Raw genomic sequence first — 20280 nt, forward strand, 5'->3', positions numbered from 1 at the left:
ATTATGTTTTTAAGTAATGTTCGAGGATTTCATGGCCGCTTCTTATAGAATTCACAGCCCATCGTATTTTCATTTTCAGAAGTTTCTCTTCATTGAGTTTGTATTCTATTCCTGATCTGAGAAGTTTTTGTTTTAATTCATACATACAGATTCCTGCAGCAACGGAAACATTAAAACTCTTTGTAAAGCCATACATGGGAATAGCCAGTGTTTCATCTGCAAAGTCAAGAACTTCTTCTGACACACCTTCCAGCTCAGTTCCGAATACCAGGGCAATAGGCTTCGTAATGTGGTAATCAGGAAGCATCACAGCATTTTTTTCCGGTGAAACGGCTAAAATTTTGTAACCTTCATTTTTAATTTCCTGAAGTGACGAAATATCTTTAGCCATTTTCTTTACTTCAACCCATGTTTCAGCACCTTTTGTAACGGTAAGATTGGGATTAAAAACATTTTCTTCTTCCATAGCTACCACTTTATGAAATCCACAAGCTTCCACAGACCTAACAATGGCTGCTGCATTTCTGAACTGATAAATATCTTCCATTACGGGAAGCACAAAATCAGAACTCTCCTGGGAAAAATGTTCGATCTTCCTTAATCTCTCATCCGTTAAAAATTGTTTTAAATATTCAAAAGTTTGTGCTAAATCTTTCATCTGCATTCGATTTCTTTTTAATAACAAGATGGAACGCAACTCATTATAAAATGATTTTATAAAATTTATCATGAAGCGTTTCATTCATTTTCAAATCTTTGCAAATTAACGTAATTTTGAGTTTATAAACCTGCACAAGGTTCAACTTCTTAATAAAAAGTAATACATGAAACGAAAAGTCCTGTTGATATACACTGGTGGAACTATTGGAATGGAAAAAGATTATGAAACCGGAAGCCTTAGGGCATTTGATTTCGGAAATATCTTTGAGAAAATGCCGGAAATGAAACTTATGGAATGTGAAGTTTTCGTCCATCCTTTTGCAAAACCTCTGGACTCTTCAGATATGGGACCGGAAGAATGGAAAATCATTGCGCATTATATTCATAAAAATTATGATCATTATGATGGCTTTCTGGTTCTTCACGGAACCGATACCATGTCTTATACGGCTTCTGCACTAAGTTTTATGTTGAAAGGACTGAGAAAACCGGTTATTTTTACCGGTTCACAACTTCCTATTGGAGATCTCAGAACCGACGCTAAAGAAAATCTGCTTACAAGTTTATATTACGCCAGTTTATATGAAAACAACGAACCTGTTATTCAGGAAGTTGCCATCTATTTTGAGTATAAACTATTGAGAGGAAACAGGACATTAAAATATTCCGCAGAATATTTTGATGCATACGCAAGTCCGAACTACCCTATTCTGGGTCAATCCGGGGTTCACCTTAATATCATCAAAGATAACCTTCACCGATGTGATCAGGATGTGGAATTTCACGTTGATGATCATATTTCCGAGGATATTTTATTCTGGAGAATTTTTCCGGGAATGCACTTAAGCCATTTCAAGGAAATTCCCAAAATGAAAGTCCTTATCCTTCAGGTTTTTGGTTCCGGAACTATTTTCAGCAGCGAAAAAACACAACAGACACTTGAGGAAATCCGAAATAACGGAACTGAAATCGTAGTAGTAAGTCAGTGTATTTCAGGAGGAATCTCGTTTGGAAAATACGAAAACAGCAATATTTTCTCGAGGATTGGTGCCATAAGCGGAAAAGATATGACCGCAGAAACTGCAATAACAAAAGCGATGCATTTAGTCGGCAATCCTAAATATCAGGGAAGCTTTGCAGAAAACTTTTCAAAGAGTTTATGTGGAGAAATTACAGACTAATTGCTTTAATTATTTGTAAATTCAAGAAAATACATTACTTTTGCAATCTCAAACAGAAAGGTGTCCGAGTGGTTGAAGGAGCTACCCTGGAAAGGTAGTATACGGGTAACTGTATCGAGGGTTCGAATCCCTTCCTTTCTGCAAAATAACGTACTGAAAATCAGTACGTTATTTTTTTTATACAGCATCACTATTTTTCTATATTTTTATTTTCAGAGCTTTATATATACAAAACAGGTACTTACTACTTCGTTTTTACATAATTTTTACACAACAGATATTACTATCAAAATACACCTATTATTATGATCACGATCATAAAAAAGCTTGTTCACAATTAGTATATTCGAATATTAGTTTTCCAACTGATAAATTTCATCAAGTTAAATTAGCTTCCCTGCCCCGGGAAGCTTTTACGCAAAAAACACTTTTTAAAATTTTTTTAAATACTGGATTGGAGTCTTTCAATTGAAAGGCTCCTTTTTTGTAATAATTTCTAGTCTAAAATAAAATATTAATCCGGATGAACCAACAACTACACGCCCCTAATAAAGAGAATTAATTCAAAAGATATAGATCATAAAAAAACGACTATCATTACTGAAGTCGTTTTTTCTTATTTTTCCTGAAAAAATTATTTCTTTAAATCTGCTTTCACATCTTTATAACCATCTGAAACCGCATCAGCTCCCTTCGTGGCTGTTTTACCAACCCATTTTGTACCTTTTTTAACTCCTTTTTTAGTAGCTTTTGCACCTTTGGTCGCTGTTTTACCTACCCAATTAGCACCATCTTTCACACCCTCTCCAGTTGCTTTTGCTCCTTTCTCAATGGCTTTACCTACATTTTTAACTTCTTTTTTTACAGTCTCTTGGGCATTAATAGCTGTAGTGAACAACACAAATGCTAATAAGCCAAATAGTTTCTTTTTCATTTTTTTTATTTTTTTAAACTGTAGTATATATTACATAAAACAAGCCAAATTTATTTAGCCTAAAAAGATTAGTAAAAATAGTTTACTCAAAATAAAGAGCAAAAAGTTAAAAACTCTTGTGAATGCCGAACCGAAAGCTTGGTTATCTTTTAAAATAAAAAAACATTGAAATTCAATGTTTTTTTTATTATTCTGTGCATGCTTATCTTATAAACGGCTAACCGTTAATTGGTATGTTTTGGATACATTTCCATTATTGGTTATAGTGTACGAATCAGTTGTTGCTTTCATAACAGTGAAATCGAACTGCGTTCCCGTGCCTCCATCAGCACAATTGGTTACATTGGGAAATACGACACTCCATGTTCCTGAAGTATTGGCAGAAGGAGCAATCGGAGCAATAGTGGGATTTCCAATTTTATCTCTTGCTACTCCTGATACATATCCGAGAGACAAGCCATTATATACAAAGGTTGTAATCATAGCTCTTGCACATCCATTTGTAGATTTTACAATGAAAAGGCCAGTAGCAATATTCACCGTAGAGGGTACTGTCACTGTTGCACTGGCTCCAGCTGCCACTGTTACAGCCTCCGTATAGCTATAAGATGTTGCAACAACATCACTTGTAGCCATATCCCTTGTTAAAATATCATAACTCATGGGTACCTGTCTGATCAGATTTCGAACTCGAAGACTTTGATTTTTGGCATCTACGTCCAGTGATCTTTGTGGGTTTGCATTTCCTATTCCCACATTTCCTGTTGCGGTTACAACAAAATCATTGGCTTCCTGAGCCGCAGTTGGAGCACCGGTAGCAGCATTGTCTTTAGCTCCGTCAACATGTAAAACTGCCTGAGGGTTAGTTGTACCGATACCAACCTGTGAAAAATAAAGCATTGGTAGGCATAAACAGTAAAATAAAATAGTTTTTCTCATAACTTGATTGGTTTTAAAAGATTAGATATAAATAATTCAATTTTAATAACCTGATAAAAAACATGATACAATCTTAATCTGTCTGCCTAATTGTACTCTTATAAGAATATTCCACTATCGTTAACTCAAAGTTAAAAAAATAAATCAAATGTTTTTAAAATAAATAAGTTATAAATTATTCTAAATAAAATAACTTATCATTTTCATCACAATTAATCTTATAAAATATTTTTCAAACATCATCCATAATGCGAATTTTAAATATTTTCTATAAATTTTAATTAAATTGTACTTCGAATATGCATAATCTATGATTTTACAAAATATAACAACAGGCTTATTTCTGACCATCACCAGTTTAGTATTTGCACAAAATAGCAAGCAAATGTCTAAGCTAATTCAGAATGAATTTCAGCTCGCAGATAAGCAATACAAGAAGCTAATGAAAAGCATACCTCAGGATAAAATGCCTCAATCTTATAATGCGTCTATTGATAAAGTAACCACAAAAGATATTACATGGTGGTGTTCAGGCTTCTATCCCGGATCATTATGGATGATTTATGAACAGACAGGAGATCCTGAAATCAGAAAAGAAGCAGAAAAGAGATTGCAGCTGATCGAACCTAATAAAACATTTACACGAGATCATGATTTAGGCTTTATGATGTTTACCAGCTTCGGCAATGCATACAGAATCACTAAAAATCCTATATATAAAGATATCATTCTTACTTCAGCGGAATCATTATCCACAAGATTCCGGCCAGGAATGCAGGCTATTTTGTCCTGGGATAAGATGGCAGACTTTAAAGGTCCCGTTATTATTGACAATATGATGAACCTGGAAATGCTCAATTGGGCAGCCCAAAATGGAGGTAATAAAAAGTTAGAAGAGATTGCAATCGCCCATGCTAATACAACCATGAAAAATCACTTTCGTTCCGATTACAGCTCATATCATGTAATTGATTACAATGTCAATACAGGTGAAGTTTTCGGTAAAAAAACCTTTCAGGGCTATTCAGATTCTTCTGCCTGGGCAAGAGGTCAAGGGTGGGCTTTATATGGCTATACCATGATGTACCGCTTTACTAAAAATAAAGCATATCTTGACCAGGCCAGGCATATCGCAAAATTTATTCTGAATAATCCAAATTTACCGGAGGACAAGATTCCTTTTTGGGATTTCAATGATCCAAAAATTCCTGAAGTTCCCCGTGATGCGTCTGCCGCTGCAATTATCGCATCTGCCTTACTGGAATTAGGACAGTATGTAAAAGCAGATGAAAGAAAAAACTATATCAACAATGCACGGCAAATGATAGTAAGCTTATCAGGAGATCATTATCAGGCAAAAGCCGGAACGAATGGTGGCTTTCTCCTCATGCACAGTACAGGCGGGCTACCACTCCATTCAGAAATCGATGTCCCGTTAATCTATGCTGATTATTATTTTCTGGAAGCATTGAAACGATATAAAGATTGGTATTTACAATAAACCGGAAATTCATGAAATCAACATTATGGGGCTTAGTAATGATACATTGTGTATCTTTCATGCATGCCCAACAATCCATATTATTAAAATTAGAGCTAAAAAACAGTCTTACGATTCCCCGAAATATGGAGTCCGTAGAAATTCCTTTAAAAAAAGTCAGGGTTCTCGCCGGTCAAAACTTTACCATTAATGATGCATCTTCCAAAAAGGAGCTACCCTATCAGTGGTTGGCCAACGGCGACCTGCTTATTCAAAGCGACTTTAAGGCTGGCGAAATAAAAAAAATAGAATTTTATAAATCTTCACTACAGCATTTTGAGCCTAAAGTGTACGGAAGATTTGTACCCGAACGTCTTGGAGATTTTGCATGGGAAAACGATAAGATCGCCTTCCGTATGTATGGAAAAGAACTGGAAAAAGTTCCTGAACAAAACGGCTGGGGAATGGACGCCTGGACAAAAAGAACCAACAAAATGATTATCAACCAATGGTATCAACTCAATAATTACCATCAGGATAATGGAGATGGGTTGGACTTTTTTCAGGTGGGTAGTACTTTGGGAGCAGGTGATGTCCTTCCTTTCATAAATAATAATTTAGCCTATCTTGGAAATTATACTTCCTACAAAATCATTGAAGAAGGTCCTCTTCGATTTACATTTGAACTCACTTATCCCCAGGTAAAAATTGACGGCTATGAAATTTCCGCACTCAAAAGGATCAGTCTGGATGCAGGCTCACAACTTAACAAATCTGTCATTAGGTATGAGTTTAAAGGAAAAAAGACCCTTCCTGTTTTTACCGGTATTGTTCATTGGGATGGTAAGGGGCAAAAAATCATCGACCAGGATAATCAGCTGGCTGCTTACTGGCCTGAGAACTCAAAAAACGGAACTGTAGGTAGCGCTATTCTATACCCTAACAGCAATAACCTTATTATTGATAAGAATAAACATCTGGGCTCGGAAACTAATGTAAAAAGCAATCAGGCCGTTACCTTTTATACGGGTGCTGTCTGGGATAAAGCAGGTGAAATTACTTCCGGTAAAAACTGGCTATATTACCTTCAGGAATTTTCTCTCAGATTAAAACATCCTATACAGATAACCCAATAATAAAAACAAAATCCTGATCATGTAATCAGGATTTGTTTGTTTGATCAGTATCAAATACCAATCAAACCATAATTGAGTTATAATGAATGTTTTGGTGTCGGTTGTATAATTAGTTACACATGGTAAGAAACTGATGGCTCATCTGTACCTTGAATCTTGCATCTGATTTCAGCTTATTATAAATAGTCATTTCGGTAGCCTGTACAGCTCTTAATTTCCGATCAATAAATTGAGCGATCTGAACAACAGAAAAAATAAAATCACGATAAACTCCAATATTTACAGTTTGCCCATGGCAAGGAAGGTAAGCCTTTAAAAAAGAAATAGTTTTCTGATGTTGATTGTAATTCACACAATATCCCGCTCCCTCTTTAAAAGTAATGATTTCACGACTGTTAATATAATCTAGAACATTTTTATCTTTAGGAGAGATCTCGTTTTTAGCAAAATACCGGTTTATTTTATCAAGAATATGTTGCGCATATTCCATCATTGTTATTGTTCTCCATTCAAATACATGGTTCATTTGCTTTTTATGCTTCTTCTCTGTATCATTTTCACAGTTGGTACAAAAAGATAAGCCGATTTTTTCATGGTATGGGAAAAAGCAATCTTTGATTTGAATAGATGCATCAGCCTGAATCCTGTCATGAGTGAAGTTGTAATACAGATACGGACAATACATATCCACAAGACTTTTCAAAAAATCAGTTTCACTGGTATTCAGATGCTCTTCAAACCACTTTTCAAGATTATTGTAATAATTATTTTCAAACTCTTTATAGCTTAAATAAAAAGGCAATTCCATAGCTTTATATTTTGATAAGACAAAGCTATTTCAGTAAAGCGTCAAAACTTGACGTTTAATATTTTTTTAGTGAAAATTTAAATATGAAGGGGGATCAATTACAGGCTATCAGGCTATCAGGCTATAATACGTATGAATCACTTATCATAATTCTTCATGATATACTCAAAATAATGAATCATTTTCATGTAATTTTCAATACTGATATACTCATTAGTACTATGAATGCTTTGTTTTTCAGCATCAGTAATCTTAATAGGCATAAACCTGTAAATATTTTTACTTACGATCTGATATTTATAAGCATCTGTTCCGGCAATGGTAAGATAAGGAGTAATTAAAGAATTAGGATAAACCTCCTTAATCCCCTGTTCAATCACTTTATATGCCCTAACATTCGTCGGTGATATCGCAGAAGCCTCTCTGGTATTGTCAATCTCTTCCACTTCTACATCAAAACCTTTGGTCGCCATAGCGATATGATCTCTTATATCTTTTACAGAATTGCCTGAAAGTAATCTGAAATTAACCACAAACTCAACTTCGGGGGAAAGTACATTAGTTCCGTCACTCCCTTTCATCATGGTAAGAGCAGTTGTAGAGCGTATCAAAGCATTGGTGGAATTGTTTTTAGCCAACTGTGAAAGCAACACGGATTTTAAAAGCCATTGATTAGAAATAGCCAATCTATTTGCAAATGGCATTGTTCCACCAATATTATCAAAAAACTCTTTAATAAGAGGAGTAATGGTTGGCTTCATCTGATCTTTTTCCAATCTTTGCATGATAACAGCAGCTTTACCGATGGCACTTTCCATAGGTGGCATTGAGGAATGTCCTCCCAATCCTTTCACTTTTATTTTTGCAGAAAGAAATCCTTTTTCAGCACAACCGATTACGGCAACATCAGAATCTATTCCTTTAATCCCTCCTTTTTCCAGGATCAATCCACCTTCATCGTAAACCGCATCAAACGTCAATCCTTTTTTCTTAAAATCCTCGGCGATCTGTTTTGCTCCTTTTCGTCCTCCTACTTCTTCATCAAACCCAAAAGCTAGATAAATATCGCGTTGAGGAACTGTTCCGCTTTTAATCATATTGGTAAGAGATTCCATCAGGGAAAACAGCATTCCTTTCATATCGATCGCTCCTCTTCCATAAATTCTTCCATTCGCAACCGCCCCGGAAAAAGGGGAAAAATCCCAATCTTCTGCTACTTTGGTCACAGCGGGTAAAGCTTTATCATCGGGTCTGAAAACATTTTGTTCATTATTTTTGATATCAGCATCGCCCGGAGGCACTACATCCATGTGTGATAAAAAAAGGATAGGTTCCAGATTAGGTTTGCTTCCTTTTAATTTAAAAACTAATCCATAGGTATTAACTTCATAGTTTTCTGTGTTTTGATAGACTAAAGGATATGATTTTTTCAAATATTCTTTGAATTGTCCAAATGGAGCATAATCAAAAACATCCAGATCACCCGCTGACACTGTAGGTATTTTAATTCCACCTGAGAACCTTTGGATGGCAGAATCATTTTTAACCCATTTTGTTTCCGGAACAGAACTTAGATTATTTTTTTTAAACGGATACGTAAATGTCTTGATCAGCAATACCGCAACGATCACCACGACAATGACTGCAATTGCTAAAAGGAATTTTTTCATGATCTTTTGTTTTGTGATAGCTTTTCAATAAATATAATAAAGATATTCATATTAAAAAAACTCAAAACAGAATATGGATATGAAGTAGATGTTTTTTTACGCAGGATTAAATGCCGAGAAACTATTTTTACTATCTAGTTCCTGTTTTCTTTTGCGGATAAAATCCGTTGGCCGGATCCCATTAATTTCATAAAATAAATCTGAAAAATTCTGTCTGGATGCGATACCACACTCCTTTGCTAAAGTTTCTATGCGGTACTTAAGATATTCTTTGTTCTCAAATAGAAGTGCTGTTATGTAATTGATCCGGAGCTCACTTAGATATTTATTGAAATTAACTCCTTTACAATCATTGATCACCTGAGAAAGATAATTTGAATTGGTTCCCAACTGCCCGGCCAGTTTGTGAATGGTAAGACCTTTTTGGGTATATTCTTTTTTTGCTTCAAATATTTTCAGCTTGGTGAGAAGCTCTTCTACCTTATTTTCATCTAATCCGGTTTTCTTTTCCTCAGCATCTATATTCAACAATGATTTTTCAGGTACTGAATTTTGATGTAAACTGAATTTTTCCTCCAAAAGGATATATTTCTGCTGAATGTCCTTTTCTCTTCTATATCTTATGACAAGAAGGATGGAAAGTATAATCGCCAGAACAATTAAACTTACTATAATAATATTGCCCCAGGAATTGGCTTTCTCCAGTTTACTTTTTTCTTCAAGCAAAGTCTTTGTATCAAATTCTTTATGAATTTTACTCGACAAATAAATAAAATCCTTCGAAATAATACTGTCTGCTTTTAAAAGCTGACCGGTAAAATATAATTGCTCGCCTTGATTCCCTTCTTCCTTATAATGCTTGATCAGGATTTCATAATTTTCTCTAAGATCAGGAAGAATAAATTGATGTTTTTGAAATATAGAATCAACTTTCCTAAAATACATAATAGATTCCGTATCCTTTTTTAATCCGGCTAAACTTTTCCCTATATAAAAATATCCTACGGATAGTCGTGCAAAATCACCGCTTTTCTTCATAGGAAAAACCGACTGTTTCAAATCATCGACAGCCGTTATATAATCTTTTCTGTCAAATTCCGATATTCCTTTTGCAAGCTGAAAATAGCCTTTCTCCTGCGAGTATTCACCATTGGCACCTACCTGCTGTAATCCAGTGTGGATAGCCTTATCTGCCTGATCCGGCTTATGTAAATTACGGTAGCAGATAATCAATTGATGTAAGCTGTTGAGATAACCCTTTTTATTGTTATACACTTCATTAGGATGCAATCCGGATTTTGATTTCGGTCCGTAATAGGCGATACATTGTTCAAATAATTTTGAGGCCTCCTCATAATATCCTAAATAACTTTTTACAACACCTATATGATACAGATTCTGATATTTCAGGAAATCATTTTTCGTATCCTTCGAATATTCGTAAGCGAGCAGATATTCATTCAATGCTGCCTGGAACCTTTTGTAATGATAGTAATAAACAACCCCTTTTTCTAGATAAGCAGTACTTATGAGATCTTTATCTCCGGATTGCTGAGCAGCCCATACCGTGCTGTCTGCATAAATAAGCTTCTGTTCGTTGGAAGAGGAATAGAATACTCCATCCTTATATCCCTGAACAAGCTTTTCAAAATTCTTTTCCTTTTTAGCTTTATTAATATAAGGTTGAATATATGGAAACGCCTGAGTGTTATTTTCTTCGAAGTTTTCGTATTTCAACCGGAGTTTATAATAGTCACTGTATCCTTCCTGAGAAAAGGATAATTTAAAAATTACTAAGACGAGTATAAAAAGCAGTTTTTTTATCACTTCGAATATTTAACAAACCATATTTATAAACCAAAAATACATAAAATCATTTAATTCCTATTAAACAATTATGATTTAATCCCCTTGGTTTTCGACACATTAAAAATTTAAATAAACAATTGAAAATCAAATATTTAACATTGTCCTTATTTATGAATTAGGACGTCTTAATTGCCGAATAGAGACAACAAGTACTTTTTTTTATCATTTTATGCCTATAATTTCGGACTCAGAATTCTGAATGATAAACCTGGCCGGGATAACCTTTTAACTCTGAAATTTTATGAAAAAGATTATCTCATTAAAAACCTTTCCATTAATAATTGCTATGGCAGTTTGTATGACTTTAGGAGCTTGCAGACAGGATGATGAAAACGACTTTCAAATGGCAAAGAATAATGCCACTGGGCTTAAAATTGCTAGTGACAAGCAATCAAAGACGGTAGAAGGAAAACTGGTTGCAAAAACAGATCCTCCTGTAAAAAACGGAACACACTGGAAAACACAACCATAACAGGAAGAAAGCATTCCTGAATGTTGATTACAACGAACTAACAACCATGTTTATATATAATTTAGTTGCAAATTGCAGGTAAATTCCAAAGGGCCCGGCATATTACAGGGCCCTTTTTAATGGAAATTTAATTGATATTTTAAACAAAAAAGAGGCTGTCTGACGACAGCCCCCCTTCTATTAAAAAAACATTAAAGATTTATAATCACTTCCAGCCTCCGCCTAAGCTCTTATAAATATCAACAACTGTACTCAGCTGTTTTTCTTTTGCTTCTACCAATTCCATTTTGGCATCTAAAGCATCTCTTTGATTTAATAATACTTCAAGATAGTCTGCTCTTGAATTTCTGAACAATTGATTGGCAATATCAATAGATTGATCTAGTGCATGGGTTTCCTCAGACTTCAGCTTATAATACTGATCAATATTCTTAACTTTCGACATCAGATTAGCAACATCCAGATATGCATTCAGAATAGTTTTATCATATTCATACAATGCTTGTATCTGTTTTGCATCAGCAGTCTGGAAATTAGCTTTAATCGCAGTTTTATTAATCAGAGGCCCTGCTACTTCTCCTACCAGATTATAAGCGATAGACTCGGGCATTTTTACCAGATAAGAAGGTTTGAAAGCTTCCAGTCCAAGCGCTGCAGAGATCTCAAGGGAAGGATAAAATTCTTTTCGCGCAGCTTCCACATCCAGTTTTGCAGATTTTAATTCCAATTCAGCCTGTTTGATATCTGGGCGATTGGCTAATAATTGCGATGGAATACCGGTGTAAACGGTCTGAGGAATTGTAGACATAAAGCTTTCCTTAGTTCTTACAATCGGCTGTGGAAATCTTCCTAAAAGAGCATTTATCTCATTTTCCTTTTCAGTGATCTGTTGTCGGATTGTATATTCCGTTGCCTTGGACTTAGCCAATTCTGCTTCAAATTTCTTTACAGCCAGTTCTGTTGCCGCAGCAGCCTCCTTCTGGATTTTAGAAATCTCCAACGCCTTATCCTGCAGCTTGATGTACTGCTGAATAATATCCAACTGGTTGTCAAGTGAAAGCAATTCATAATAATTGTCCGCCACTTCTTCAATAAGGCTGGAAAGAACAAAATTCTTTCCTTCTACTGTAGACAGATAATGGGCTACAGCAGATTCTTTTTCTGTTCGTAGTTTTTTCCAGATATCAATCTCCCAGTTTGCCATTAATCCTCCTTCAAAATTACCCAGTGGATCAGGCATTTCTCTTCCGGGTTCAATCTCCGTAGTTGCATCTCCTGCTCCTTCACTGGTATAACGTCCGGATTTTTTCAACCCCGCTCCCAGTTTTGCCTCTACTGTAGGACTCAATTTACCTTTCTTGTAAAGAACTCCGCTTTTTGCGATTTCAATTTCCTGTAAGGTAATCATCAGCTCCTGATTATTTTTCAGGGCGGTTTCAATCAGCACTACAAGATTTGGGTCAGTAAAAAACTGCCTCCATGGAGTTGTCCCACTGTTGGTATTAGCATCCTGCTGATCATTTTCTCCAAAGTTCTGAGGTACATTTTCTTTTACCTCGTCTTTTATAACAGTCGCCATAGGTGCTTTACAACTTGATAAAACAAGGGATAATGCTATGGCTGTAAGTATTGATTTAGTCTTCAAATTTTCCATCATGTTCATAAGGTTCAGTTTGTTCTGTTAAAGGATTTTCTTCCTCATATCTTGCCAGCCTGGACTTTTCAGCAATCGTTCCGAAAATATAGTATAATCCAGGAATAATCATTAATCCAAAAATGGTCCCTATCAGCATTCCTCCTGCTGCTGCAGTTCCGATTGTTCTGTTTCCGACTGCTCCCGGTCCCGTTGCCATTACCAACGGAATCAATCCGGCAATAAACGCAAATGAGGTCATCAGGATAGGACGGAAACGGATTGTTGCTCCCTCGATAGCAGCTTTCACTACAGAGATTCCTTCTTCTGCCTTTTTCTGTACGGCAAATTCCACAATCAATACGGCATTTTTCCCTAAGAGACCAATAAGCATTACCATTGCCACCTGAGCATAGATGTTATTTTCCAACCCTAATAGTTTCAGGCATAAAAATGCTCCAAATATCCCTGTAGGAAGAGAAAGAATTACCGGCAAAGGAAGAATGAAACTTTCATATTGTGCAGAAAGAATAAGATATACAAATCCAAGACATACAAGAAAAATAAATATGGCTTCATTTCCACGGCTTACTTCATCTTTGGAGATACCTGCCCAGTCGATTCCAAATCCTCTCGGTAGAGTTTTATCTGCAACCTCCTGAATGGCTTTGATCGCCTGTCCACTACTGTATCCCGGTGCTGGGGTTCCACTTACCTCTGAGGAATTATACATATTATGTCTTGTAATCTCAGATAATCCATATACTTTTTCAAGCCTCATGAAATCTGAATATGGAACCATTTGCTCCTTATCGTTTTTAACATATAGCTTCAATAAATCAGTTGGTAATGCACGATATTGCGGCCCTGCCTGAACGATTACCTTATAAGGTCTGTCAAAACGAATAAAACTGGTTTCATAGTTCGAACCAATCAATGTTGATAAATTATCCATTGCATTGGCAATAGTCACTCCTTTTTGCTCCGCCAGGTCATTATCAACCCTCAACATATATTGCGGGAAACTTGCCGAGTAAAAGGTAAACGCTGATCCAAGTTCAGGACGTTTTTTTAGCTCTTTAACGAAGTCATTACTTACTTGCTCCATTTTATGGTAATCCCCGCTACCCGCTTTATCTAAGAGACGAAGCTCAAAACCTCCGGCAGCACCATATCCCGGAATAGAAGGCGGTTGAAAAAACTCAATATTGGCACCCGGAATATTTTTGGCTTTTTCTTCTAGTTTCTCAATGATTTCTGCGGCAGATTCTTTACGATCTTCCCAGCTTTTGAGGTTGATAAGACAGGTTCCGGAGTTAGATCCTGTTCCTTCTGTTAGAATTTCATAACCAGCAAGGGAAGAAACAGACTGTACTCCATCAATATCTTCCGATTCTCTTAAAAGTTCTTTTGCTATCTGATTTGTTCTTTCCAAAGTAGATCCCGGAGGAGTCTGAATAATAGCATAGATCATCCCCTGGTCTTCACTAGGAATAAACCCTGATGGAAGTGAATTGCTTAAAAAGAATGTACATAAACAAAAAGCTAACAACAAAGGAAGCGTAAACATCTTTTTCGTTACGGTCTTATTCAGTAACTTTTCATATTTCCCGGCTCCTTTAGTAAATAACCCATTAAATTTATCCAGGAATATCGTAATCGGAGTTCTTCTTTTTGCCTTTCCGTGATTATTCTTTAAAATTAAAGCACATAAAGCCGGAGTCAGTGTCAATGCCACAACCCCTGAAAGTATAATTGCAGAAGCCATCGTAATAGAGAACTGACGATAGAAAACACCTACAGGTCCTGACATGAATGCAATAGGAATAAATACAGACGCCATTACCAAAGTGATTGCTATAATCGCTCCACTGATCTCATGCATCGCCTCTTCCGTTGCTTTTAATGGTGAAAGATTTTTTTCTTCCATTTTGGCGTGGACGGCTTCAATAACCACAATGGCATCATCCACAACTACACCGATCGCCATTACAAGCGCAAAAAGTGAAATCATATTCAATGTGATCCCAAATGCAGACATTACGGCAAATGTTCCTACCAATGACACCGGAACCGCTAAGGCCGGAATCAATGTTGAACGCCAATCACCAAGGAAAAGAAACACCACAATCGCCACAAGGATAAAAGCTTCAAATAAGGTATGAACCACTTTTTCAATCGAAGCATCCAGGAACCTGGATACGTCATAACTGATGTCATAATGCATTCCTTTAGGAAAAGAAGTTTTCTGAAGATCAGCCATCAGGTTTTTTACATTCTTAATAACATCACTTGCGTTGGATCCATAAGACTGCTTCACTGTGATTGCCGCGGAAGGTTTACCATTCAATGTTGAATAAATATCATACATTGAACTTCCGAATTCAATATCGGCTACATCTTTCAGTCTTACAAACTCCCCGGCTGACTTTGCCTTAAGGATAATGTTTCCATAGTCTTTTTCACTATTAAAACGACCAGGATATTTTAGAATATATTCAAATGATTGAGAACGTTTTCCCGAACTTTCTCCGGTTTTCCCCGGTGAAGCCTCTAAACTCTGCTCATTCAAAGCTTCCATTACTTCGTCTGCTGAAATATTGTAGGCCGTTAATCTGTCCGGTTTTAGCCAGACACGCATTGCATATTCACGGGTTCCAAGGATATCGGCAAAACCAACTCCACTTACCCTTCTCAATTCAGACATTACATTGATGTCCGCATAGTTAAACAGAAACTTCTGGTCAGCTTTGGGATCATCACTATACAGGTTGATATACATCAACATGTTAGGCTCTTCACGGGTGATCTTCACCCCCTCTCGGACAACCAATGGAGGAAGTTTGTTAACCACTGAAGATACCCGGTTCTGAACGTTTACTGCTGCAACGTTCGGATCAGTTCCCAAATCAAATACAACCTGGATGGAGGCTTCTCCGTCGTTTCCGGCGTCAGAAGTCATATACTTCATCCCCGGAACACCATTGAGTCCTCTTTCCAGTGGAATAACTACAGATTTAATTAACAGTTCATTGTTTGCTCCCGGATATTCCGCAGTAATATTTACTTTAGGCGGAGAAATGGACGGGAACTGTGTTATGGGCAGCTTAACAAGTGATAAAACTCCCATAAACACAATAATCAATGAGATTACGATAGACAGAACAGGTCTGCGAATGAATTTCTTAAACATACAGCTTCATTTTACGAGTACACTACTCTGCTTTTAATTTCAATGATTGAATTACTTTCCGCGGATCCTGGAATTTCACTTTTACTTTTTGGTCGTCCTTCACTTTCTGAACGCCTTCTAAGAGAAATTGCTCTCCTGCTGCCAGGCCTGAAGCCACAACATATAGATCAGGTAATTCATAAGCCACTTTTATATTCCGGGATTTTAATACGCCATTTTTGCCAACGACAAACACATATTTCTGATCCTGAATTTCATAAGTAGCCTTTTGTGGAATAATTAAAGCATTTCTGAGCGGTAGGGTCATTCTTACCTTTCCTGTTTCTCCATTTCTCAAAAGTTTATCAGGATTAGGAAACTTTGCCCGGAAGGCTATATTCCCCGTTTCATTATCAAATTCCCCTTCTATAGTCTGGATCTCTCCTTTTTGAGGAAGTGCATCTCCATTAGCCATAATAAGAGTTACTTCTTTACTTCCTCTATCTGCGGCATGAGTCTGATAATTCAGATATTCGGGTTCTGATACATTAAAATAAGTGTAAACATTGGTATTATCAGACAAACTGGTCAACAAATCTCCTTCATCGACAAGACTTCCGAGTTTCAATGGAATCCTGTTAATAATACCTGAGAACGGAGCTTTTATATCGGTGAATGATAAATGAATCTGGGCAAGTCTCATTTCTGCATTAGCAGCATCAAGCTTAGCTTTTGCCATTGCTCGTTCGTTCTTTGAAACAATATTATTACTGGCTAATGTACTTGCATTTTTTAATTCAATATTGGCCTGTTCCACTTCAGCTTTGGATTTCATTAATTCAGCCTGATACAATTGAGGCATAATACGGAATAAAGTCTGTCCCGCGTGAACAAACTGACCTTCGTCCACGTAGATCTTTTCAAGAAATCCTTTCTCCTGTGCACGGACTTCGATATTTTTTACAGATTGGATCTGCGTAACATATTCTTTGTTGATTACAGTATCCATTTTTACCGGAGACGTAACCGGAAAGGTTGTTACTTCTTCTTTTTCTTCTTTTTTGTTGTGACAGCCAACAAATAACAAGAGGGTGCTTAGCGCAATGCCCGAGGCAGCTCTTTTCATAATTTTGAAATTATATAAATCGTTAATGTTTTAATAGAATAGAAATGGTAATTGAGAGAGAACGCTATGCCCACTACCAACAAGCACAACGCATACTGCTCCACTCTGTAATCAGAGTAGAATCATACATTGAAAAATGAATTTTAAATTCTGATAGATCGGATCAGAATAAACTTTTTTACAGAGGAATAATTGGAAACAAATCCTTGAATACGGGCTTTTAATTTTTTATAATTAAATAGTCCGAAGAAATACACCAAACCGAAAACGCCTACAAAAAGAATAGCATCCTGAACACTATCCGACCATTGAAAATCTTCTTCTGTAAGCTCTAAAGAAGAATTATCAACACCATCCGGCATTTGCTGGATCGATAATTTATCGTAGGTCTGATTTAAACGATTGGCTTTTTTAGGTAAATGATGAGAAACAGGTAGATGGTTATGTAATGTTTTGACATTGATTTTACTTTCCACTATGAAAAGCAGAAATAGACTCGTCAAAAAATACACAATATAGTTTCTCATTTTGAAGTGGCAAAGGTAAGCTTAGATTTGAATATTTTTATACAGATTAACAAAATTTAACTCACTCACAAATATCAATCATCAGAATTGATTTATTTTCTTTCGATTCCCGGCATCCAGATACCTGAGATTACAACAGTTTTTTTTCATCATTTCTAATGGGAAATACAGTGTAGATTGCCAATACAAATAATTCCGTAAAACAGAAACAATCGTTAAAAAAAATAAAAATAACCATTTCCGAAACAAAGATGCATTCCATACTATTGATATGAATATTTAATTAATTTATTAAAAATTAACAAATACACCGTAAATATTTTGTAATTTTACAGTTCACAAACAAGTAACCAATGAAACACCTAATCACAAATACTTATGAAAAAAATAGTTCACATTATTATCCTTGTTCTCGCAGTAGTTTCCGTAGCAGCATGTAAAAGCTCAGCCAAAGAAGAACCCGAAGTTATCGCCTCTCAACCTGTAGAAACAGATGATATTACCAAAGAAGTTTTTACAGACAATTATGGAGATAAAATAGAAGTCGCAATCAATAATACAGATAATACTGCTGTTATTCACCTTGATGGTAAATCTTACGAACTTAAAAAGAACAAAGATCTGCCAGATTATACTGCATCCAATCCAGAGTATCAGTATTCTAATATCAGAGGAAATATAACTTTTCTAAAAAGAAATGTTGACATGGTCTTGTTCCACCACAAACAGGAAAAGAAAGGGGCCACTGCCAGCAAAATGGCATCATATTAGTTTTGTCAAACTAAAAATTAGATGCTTTAATTAAAAACAATACCCATGAAAAAACTACACAACTATGTCTTAATACTTTCTGTACTTATCCTGGCGATATGCTGTACTGCAAAAACAGCCGATAAGAACAGTAATGATATTACCGGAAAAACTTGGAAACTGATTGAAATTAACAGTCAGCCTATACAGCTGAAAAACCCGAAAAATAATCCTTATTTCAAATTGAATATGACTGACATGCGGTACGAAGGAAACGCTGGATGTAATGGCCTGGGAGGTACTTTTGAAATCAAACAGGACATTATGCGTATCAAGTTCAATCAGGGGATTTCTACCATGATGGCTTGTGATGATCTGGAAATAGAACAACGTTTTACCAAGGCTTTATTGGCTGCAGATAATTATTCTGTAAATGGCAAAATCCTGAGTCTTAATAAAGCTAAAATGGCACCCTTGGCAAAATTTTCCCTACAAGAATAAATAGAAATGTATACAGATAAGAAGGCACTTTAATGAGAAAGTGCCTTTTATTTTTTTTTATAGATCATATAACAGATTAAAAGTACCACATTCAGCACGACAGCAAATGCATTGGATAAAATAATGGGAAGTTCATCCTTCAGCAATCCATACCACACCCATAAAGACAAACCTGAAATAAGAACCAAAAGCATGACCCATGAAATATCTTCAACATTCTTTTCTTTAAGAACTTTTATCAGCTGAGGAACCATCGATACAGAAGTGAGCACACCTGCCACAATACCAAGAATATTTTCATTCATTTTTATAGAATTCACATATCCTGAATATACTAATTTTTTAATTAGGTAACGAAAAACATACACATATTATGTAAACCTTGTAAGGGCAACTTCATCAGGTAAAGGAATTCCTTTCTCTATAAGTTGATACAAACTTCCGGAAAAATAACATCCGTTTAAGATTCCCCTCGCCCCCAATCCGTTGAAAACATACAAATTGGAATATTCACTATGACTACCAATAATAGGTCTTCTATCCTTCACAGTTGGCCTGAAACCAAAATTAACTTCCTGTATCTTAAAATCGTGAGGATATACTTCAGATAACCCTCTTAACAGCTGGTCTACCGCAGAATCATCAATTTCGTGATGCAATTGCTCACGATCGTATGTGCCACCATAAAAATAAAGTCCATTATCAATGGGAAATAAAAAATGTTTCTTCTTTATGGTATCGACAGTTGAAATTTTTTCTGATAATTTGACCCTAATATGATGCCCTTTGTTTGGAATTACAGCAATGTCTGAAAAGTACGGGTTTTTCATTACCCCCATTCCTTCACAAAAAACAATATTATTAAAACGGATTCCTTTATATTCGGATCCAGACACATCTAAACTATCATAATCAAACTTCTCATTGATAAGATTTCCTTTGTCCTCGAAATAAGTGAAAAAATCGTTAAAAAAGTTACTGACATCCAATCTCGCAGATTGATTAACGATTCCCGTACTAAAAGGATTATTAATTCCTTCTAAACTTTGAAACTCCTTATTCAAAAAGTTTTGTAATTCTAAATGATCAGACTTCTTAACCCAAAGCTTTTGTTCATTCTCATCATGGAAAATCCTATGAATAGGCTTATCAATCAAATAGTTTCTCCCTGTATATGATTCAATTTCTAAAAGGGTTCTTTTCAGAGTATTTATTTGTTCCTGTGCTAACCAGAACGTTGTAAATTTCTTTAATACCACAGGATTAATGATTCCTGCAGAGACCTGTGAAGCACTTTTCTTTTTCTCGGAAAAAATAATAAATGATTTATTATTCTGTATTAACTGATGGGCAAAAAAAAGCCCGGCATATCCATCCCCTACAATAATATAGTCTACATTTTTCATAATAAAAAAACCTGAG

General features: G+C 35.7%; 18 protein-coding genes and 1 tRNA gene. 7 read left to right on the forward strand and 12 right to left on the reverse strand.

Going from position 1 to position 20280, the window contains the following annotated elements; all coding sequences use genetic code 11:
• Window position 1 precedes the first annotated feature (1 nt).
• Window positions 2-658 carry an RNA methyltransferase gene (locus tag AAEU33_RS00790; RefSeq protein WP_345990495.1) on the reverse strand — a complete coding sequence of 219 codons (657 nt, stop codon included), beginning with the start codon at window positions 656-658 and terminating at the stop codon, window positions 2-4.
• A gap of 166 nt (window positions 659-824) precedes the next feature.
• Between AAEU33_RS00790 and AAEU33_RS00795 the strand changes: the two genes are divergently transcribed.
• The gene (locus AAEU33_RS00795; RefSeq protein WP_345990497.1) at window positions 825-1841 is read left to right on the forward strand and encodes an asparaginase; all 1017 of its coding nucleotides are present in this window, start codon (window positions 825-827) and stop codon (window positions 1839-1841) included.
• A 54-nt stretch (window positions 1842-1895) separates the two neighbouring features.
• Window positions 1896-1982: transfer RNA gene (locus AAEU33_RS00800), tRNA-Ser, on the forward strand.
• 493 nt (window positions 1983-2475) lie between these two features.
• Here the strand turns inward: AAEU33_RS00800 and AAEU33_RS00805 are convergent.
• Together AAEU33_RS00805 and AAEU33_RS00810 are read right to left on the reverse strand one after the other, a co-directional pair.
• Window positions 2476-2775: a hypothetical protein gene (locus AAEU33_RS00805; protein ID WP_345990499.1), complete on the reverse strand. Its 300-nt coding sequence runs from the start codon at window positions 2773-2775 to the stop codon at window positions 2476-2478.
• Between the two features lie 207 nt (window positions 2776-2982).
• The gene (locus AAEU33_RS00810) at window positions 2983-3714 is read right to left on the reverse strand and encodes a hypothetical protein (protein ID WP_345990501.1); all 732 of its coding nucleotides are present in this window, start codon (window positions 3712-3714) and stop codon (window positions 2983-2985) included.
• 385 nt (window positions 3715-4099) lie between these two features.
• Here AAEU33_RS00810 and AAEU33_RS00815 point away from each other — a divergent pair, with 385 nt between their 5' ends.
• Window positions 4100-5215, forward strand: coding sequence for a glycoside hydrolase family 88 protein (locus AAEU33_RS00815; protein WP_345990503.1), 1116 nt, complete (start codon window positions 4100-4102; stop codon window positions 5213-5215).
• An 11-nt stretch (window positions 5216-5226) separates the two neighbouring features.
• Window positions 5227-6330, forward strand: a complete 1104-nt coding sequence (locus tag AAEU33_RS00820; protein ID WP_345990505.1) for a DUF4861 family protein — start codon at window positions 5227-5229, stop codon at window positions 6328-6330.
• Between the two features lie 109 nt (window positions 6331-6439).
• On the opposite strand, the gene AAEU33_RS00825 is transcribed toward AAEU33_RS00820, so the two are convergent.
• The 3 genes from AAEU33_RS00825 to AAEU33_RS00835 form a co-directional block, all read right to left on the reverse strand.
• Window positions 6440-7138 carry a hypothetical protein gene (locus AAEU33_RS00825; protein ID WP_306614447.1) on the reverse strand — a complete coding sequence of 233 codons (699 nt, stop codon included), beginning with the start codon at window positions 7136-7138 and terminating at the stop codon, window positions 6440-6442.
• A 137-nt stretch (window positions 7139-7275) separates the two neighbouring features.
• Window positions 7276-8808, reverse strand: coding sequence for a M20/M25/M40 family metallo-hydrolase (locus AAEU33_RS00830; protein ID WP_345990507.1), 1533 nt, complete (start codon window positions 8806-8808; stop codon window positions 7276-7278).
• 96 nt (window positions 8809-8904) lie between these two features.
• The gene (locus tag AAEU33_RS00835; protein WP_345990509.1) at window positions 8905-10635 is read right to left on the reverse strand and encodes a helix-turn-helix domain-containing protein; all 1731 of its coding nucleotides are present in this window, start codon (window positions 10633-10635) and stop codon (window positions 8905-8907) included.
• Window positions 10636-10918: 283 nt separating this feature from the next.
• On the opposite strand from AAEU33_RS00835, the gene AAEU33_RS00840 reads away from it, so the two are divergent.
• A complete protein-coding gene (locus tag AAEU33_RS00840) occupies window positions 10919-11149 on the forward strand; it encodes a hypothetical protein (RefSeq protein WP_172283897.1) in 231 nt (76 codons plus the stop codon).
• A 205-nt stretch (window positions 11150-11354) separates the two neighbouring features.
• Here the strand turns inward: AAEU33_RS00840 and AAEU33_RS00845 are convergent, their stop codons facing one another.
• From AAEU33_RS00845 to AAEU33_RS00860, 4 genes are all read right to left on the reverse strand, one after another.
• Window positions 11355-12812, reverse strand: a complete 1458-nt coding sequence (locus AAEU33_RS00845; RefSeq protein WP_172283896.1) for a TolC family protein — start codon at window positions 12810-12812, stop codon at window positions 11355-11357.
• A complete protein-coding gene (locus AAEU33_RS00850; RefSeq protein WP_172283894.1) occupies window positions 12784-15975 on the reverse strand; it encodes an efflux RND transporter permease subunit in 3192 nt (1063 codons plus the stop codon). The genes AAEU33_RS00845 and AAEU33_RS00850 overlap by 29 nt, the downstream gene beginning before the upstream one ends.
• Before the next feature lie 22 nt (window positions 15976-15997).
• Entirely contained in the window at window positions 15998-17080 is a 1083-nt protein-coding gene (locus AAEU33_RS00855) for an efflux RND transporter periplasmic adaptor subunit (protein WP_172283892.1), read from the reverse strand.
• Window positions 17081-17223: 143 nt separating this feature from the next.
• A complete protein-coding gene (locus AAEU33_RS00860; RefSeq protein WP_172283890.1) occupies window positions 17224-17607 on the reverse strand; it encodes a hypothetical protein in 384 nt (127 codons plus the stop codon).
• A 378-nt stretch (window positions 17608-17985) separates the two neighbouring features.
• On the opposite strand from AAEU33_RS00860, the gene AAEU33_RS00865 reads away from it, so the two are divergent.
• Both AAEU33_RS00865 and AAEU33_RS00870 read left to right on the forward strand, forming a co-directional pair.
• The gene (locus AAEU33_RS00865) at window positions 17986-18378 is read left to right on the forward strand and encodes a hypothetical protein (RefSeq protein WP_172283888.1); all 393 of its coding nucleotides are present in this window, start codon (window positions 17986-17988) and stop codon (window positions 18376-18378) included.
• Between the two features lie 45 nt (window positions 18379-18423).
• Window positions 18424-18858, forward strand: coding sequence for an META domain-containing protein (locus AAEU33_RS00870; protein WP_345990514.1), 435 nt, complete (start codon window positions 18424-18426; stop codon window positions 18856-18858).
• Window positions 18859-18905: 47 nt separating this feature from the next.
• Here the strand turns inward: AAEU33_RS00870 and AAEU33_RS00875 are convergent, their stop codons facing one another.
• Both AAEU33_RS00875 and AAEU33_RS00880 read right to left on the reverse strand, forming a co-directional pair.
• Complete coding sequence (locus AAEU33_RS00875) at window positions 18906-19163, reverse strand: SemiSWEET transporter (RefSeq protein ID WP_345990516.1); 258 nt, start codon at window positions 19161-19163, stop codon at window positions 18906-18908.
• 66 nt (window positions 19164-19229) lie between these two features.
• The gene (locus tag AAEU33_RS00880; protein WP_345990518.1) at window positions 19230-20264 is read right to left on the reverse strand and encodes an FAD-binding oxidoreductase; all 1035 of its coding nucleotides are present in this window, start codon (window positions 20262-20264) and stop codon (window positions 19230-19232) included.
• Between the last annotated feature and the right edge of the window lie 16 nt (window positions 20265-20280).

This window comes from Chryseobacterium sp. Chry.R1 (assembly GCF_039645525.1).
In the GTDB taxonomy this organism is placed as follows: domain Bacteria; phylum Bacteroidota; class Bacteroidia; order Flavobacteriales; family Weeksellaceae; genus Chryseobacterium; species Chryseobacterium proteolyticum.

Bases quoted from the DNA above. Each gene is read 5' to 3' on its own strand.
- AAEU33_RS00790 (WP_345990495.1), bottom strand. From the start codon at position 658: ATGAAAGATTTAGCACAAACTTTTGAATATTTAAAACAATTTTTAACG.
- AAEU33_RS00795 (WP_345990497.1), top strand. From the start codon at position 825: ATGAAACGAAAAGTCCTGTTGATATACACTGGTGGAACTATTGGAATG.
- AAEU33_RS00805 (WP_345990499.1), bottom strand. From the start codon at position 2,775: ATGAAAAAGAAACTATTTGGCTTATTAGCATTTGTGTTGTTCACTACA.
- AAEU33_RS00810 (WP_345990501.1), bottom strand. From the start codon at position 3,714: ATGAGAAAAACTATTTTATTTTACTGTTTATGCCTACCAATGCTTTAT.
- AAEU33_RS00815 (WP_345990503.1), top strand. From the start codon at position 4,100: ATGTCTAAGCTAATTCAGAATGAATTTCAGCTCGCAGATAAGCAATAC.
- AAEU33_RS00820 (WP_345990505.1), top strand. From the start codon at position 5,227: ATGAAATCAACATTATGGGGCTTAGTAATGATACATTGTGTATCTTTC.
- AAEU33_RS00825 (WP_306614447.1), bottom strand. From the start codon at position 7,138: ATGGAATTGCCTTTTTATTTAAGCTATAAAGAGTTTGAAAATAATTAT.
- AAEU33_RS00830 (WP_345990507.1), bottom strand. From the start codon at position 8,808: ATGAAAAAATTCCTTTTAGCAATTGCAGTCATTGTCGTGGTGATCGTT.
- AAEU33_RS00840 (WP_172283897.1), top strand. From the start codon at position 10,919: ATGAAAAAGATTATCTCATTAAAAACCTTTCCATTAATAATTGCTATG.
- AAEU33_RS00845 (WP_172283896.1), bottom strand. From the start codon at position 12,812: ATGAACATGATGGAAAATTTGAAGACTAAATCAATACTTACAGCCATA.
- AAEU33_RS00850 (WP_172283894.1), bottom strand. From the start codon at position 15,975: ATGTTTAAGAAATTCATTCGCAGACCTGTTCTGTCTATCGTAATCTCA.
- AAEU33_RS00855 (WP_172283892.1), bottom strand. From the start codon at position 17,080: ATGAAAAGAGCTGCCTCGGGCATTGCGCTAAGCACCCTCTTGTTATTT.
- AAEU33_RS00860 (WP_172283890.1), bottom strand. From the start codon at position 17,607: ATGAGAAACTATATTGTGTATTTTTTGACGAGTCTATTTCTGCTTTTC.
- AAEU33_RS00865 (WP_172283888.1), top strand. From the start codon at position 17,986: ATGAAAAAAATAGTTCACATTATTATCCTTGTTCTCGCAGTAGTTTCC.
- AAEU33_RS00870 (WP_345990514.1), top strand. From the start codon at position 18,424: ATGAAAAAACTACACAACTATGTCTTAATACTTTCTGTACTTATCCTG.
- AAEU33_RS00875 (WP_345990516.1), bottom strand. From the start codon at position 19,163: ATGAATGAAAATATTCTTGGTATTGTGGCAGGTGTGCTCACTTCTGTA.
- AAEU33_RS00880 (WP_345990518.1), bottom strand. From the start codon at position 20,264: ATGAAAAATGTAGACTATATTATTGTAGGGGATGGATATGCCGGGCTT.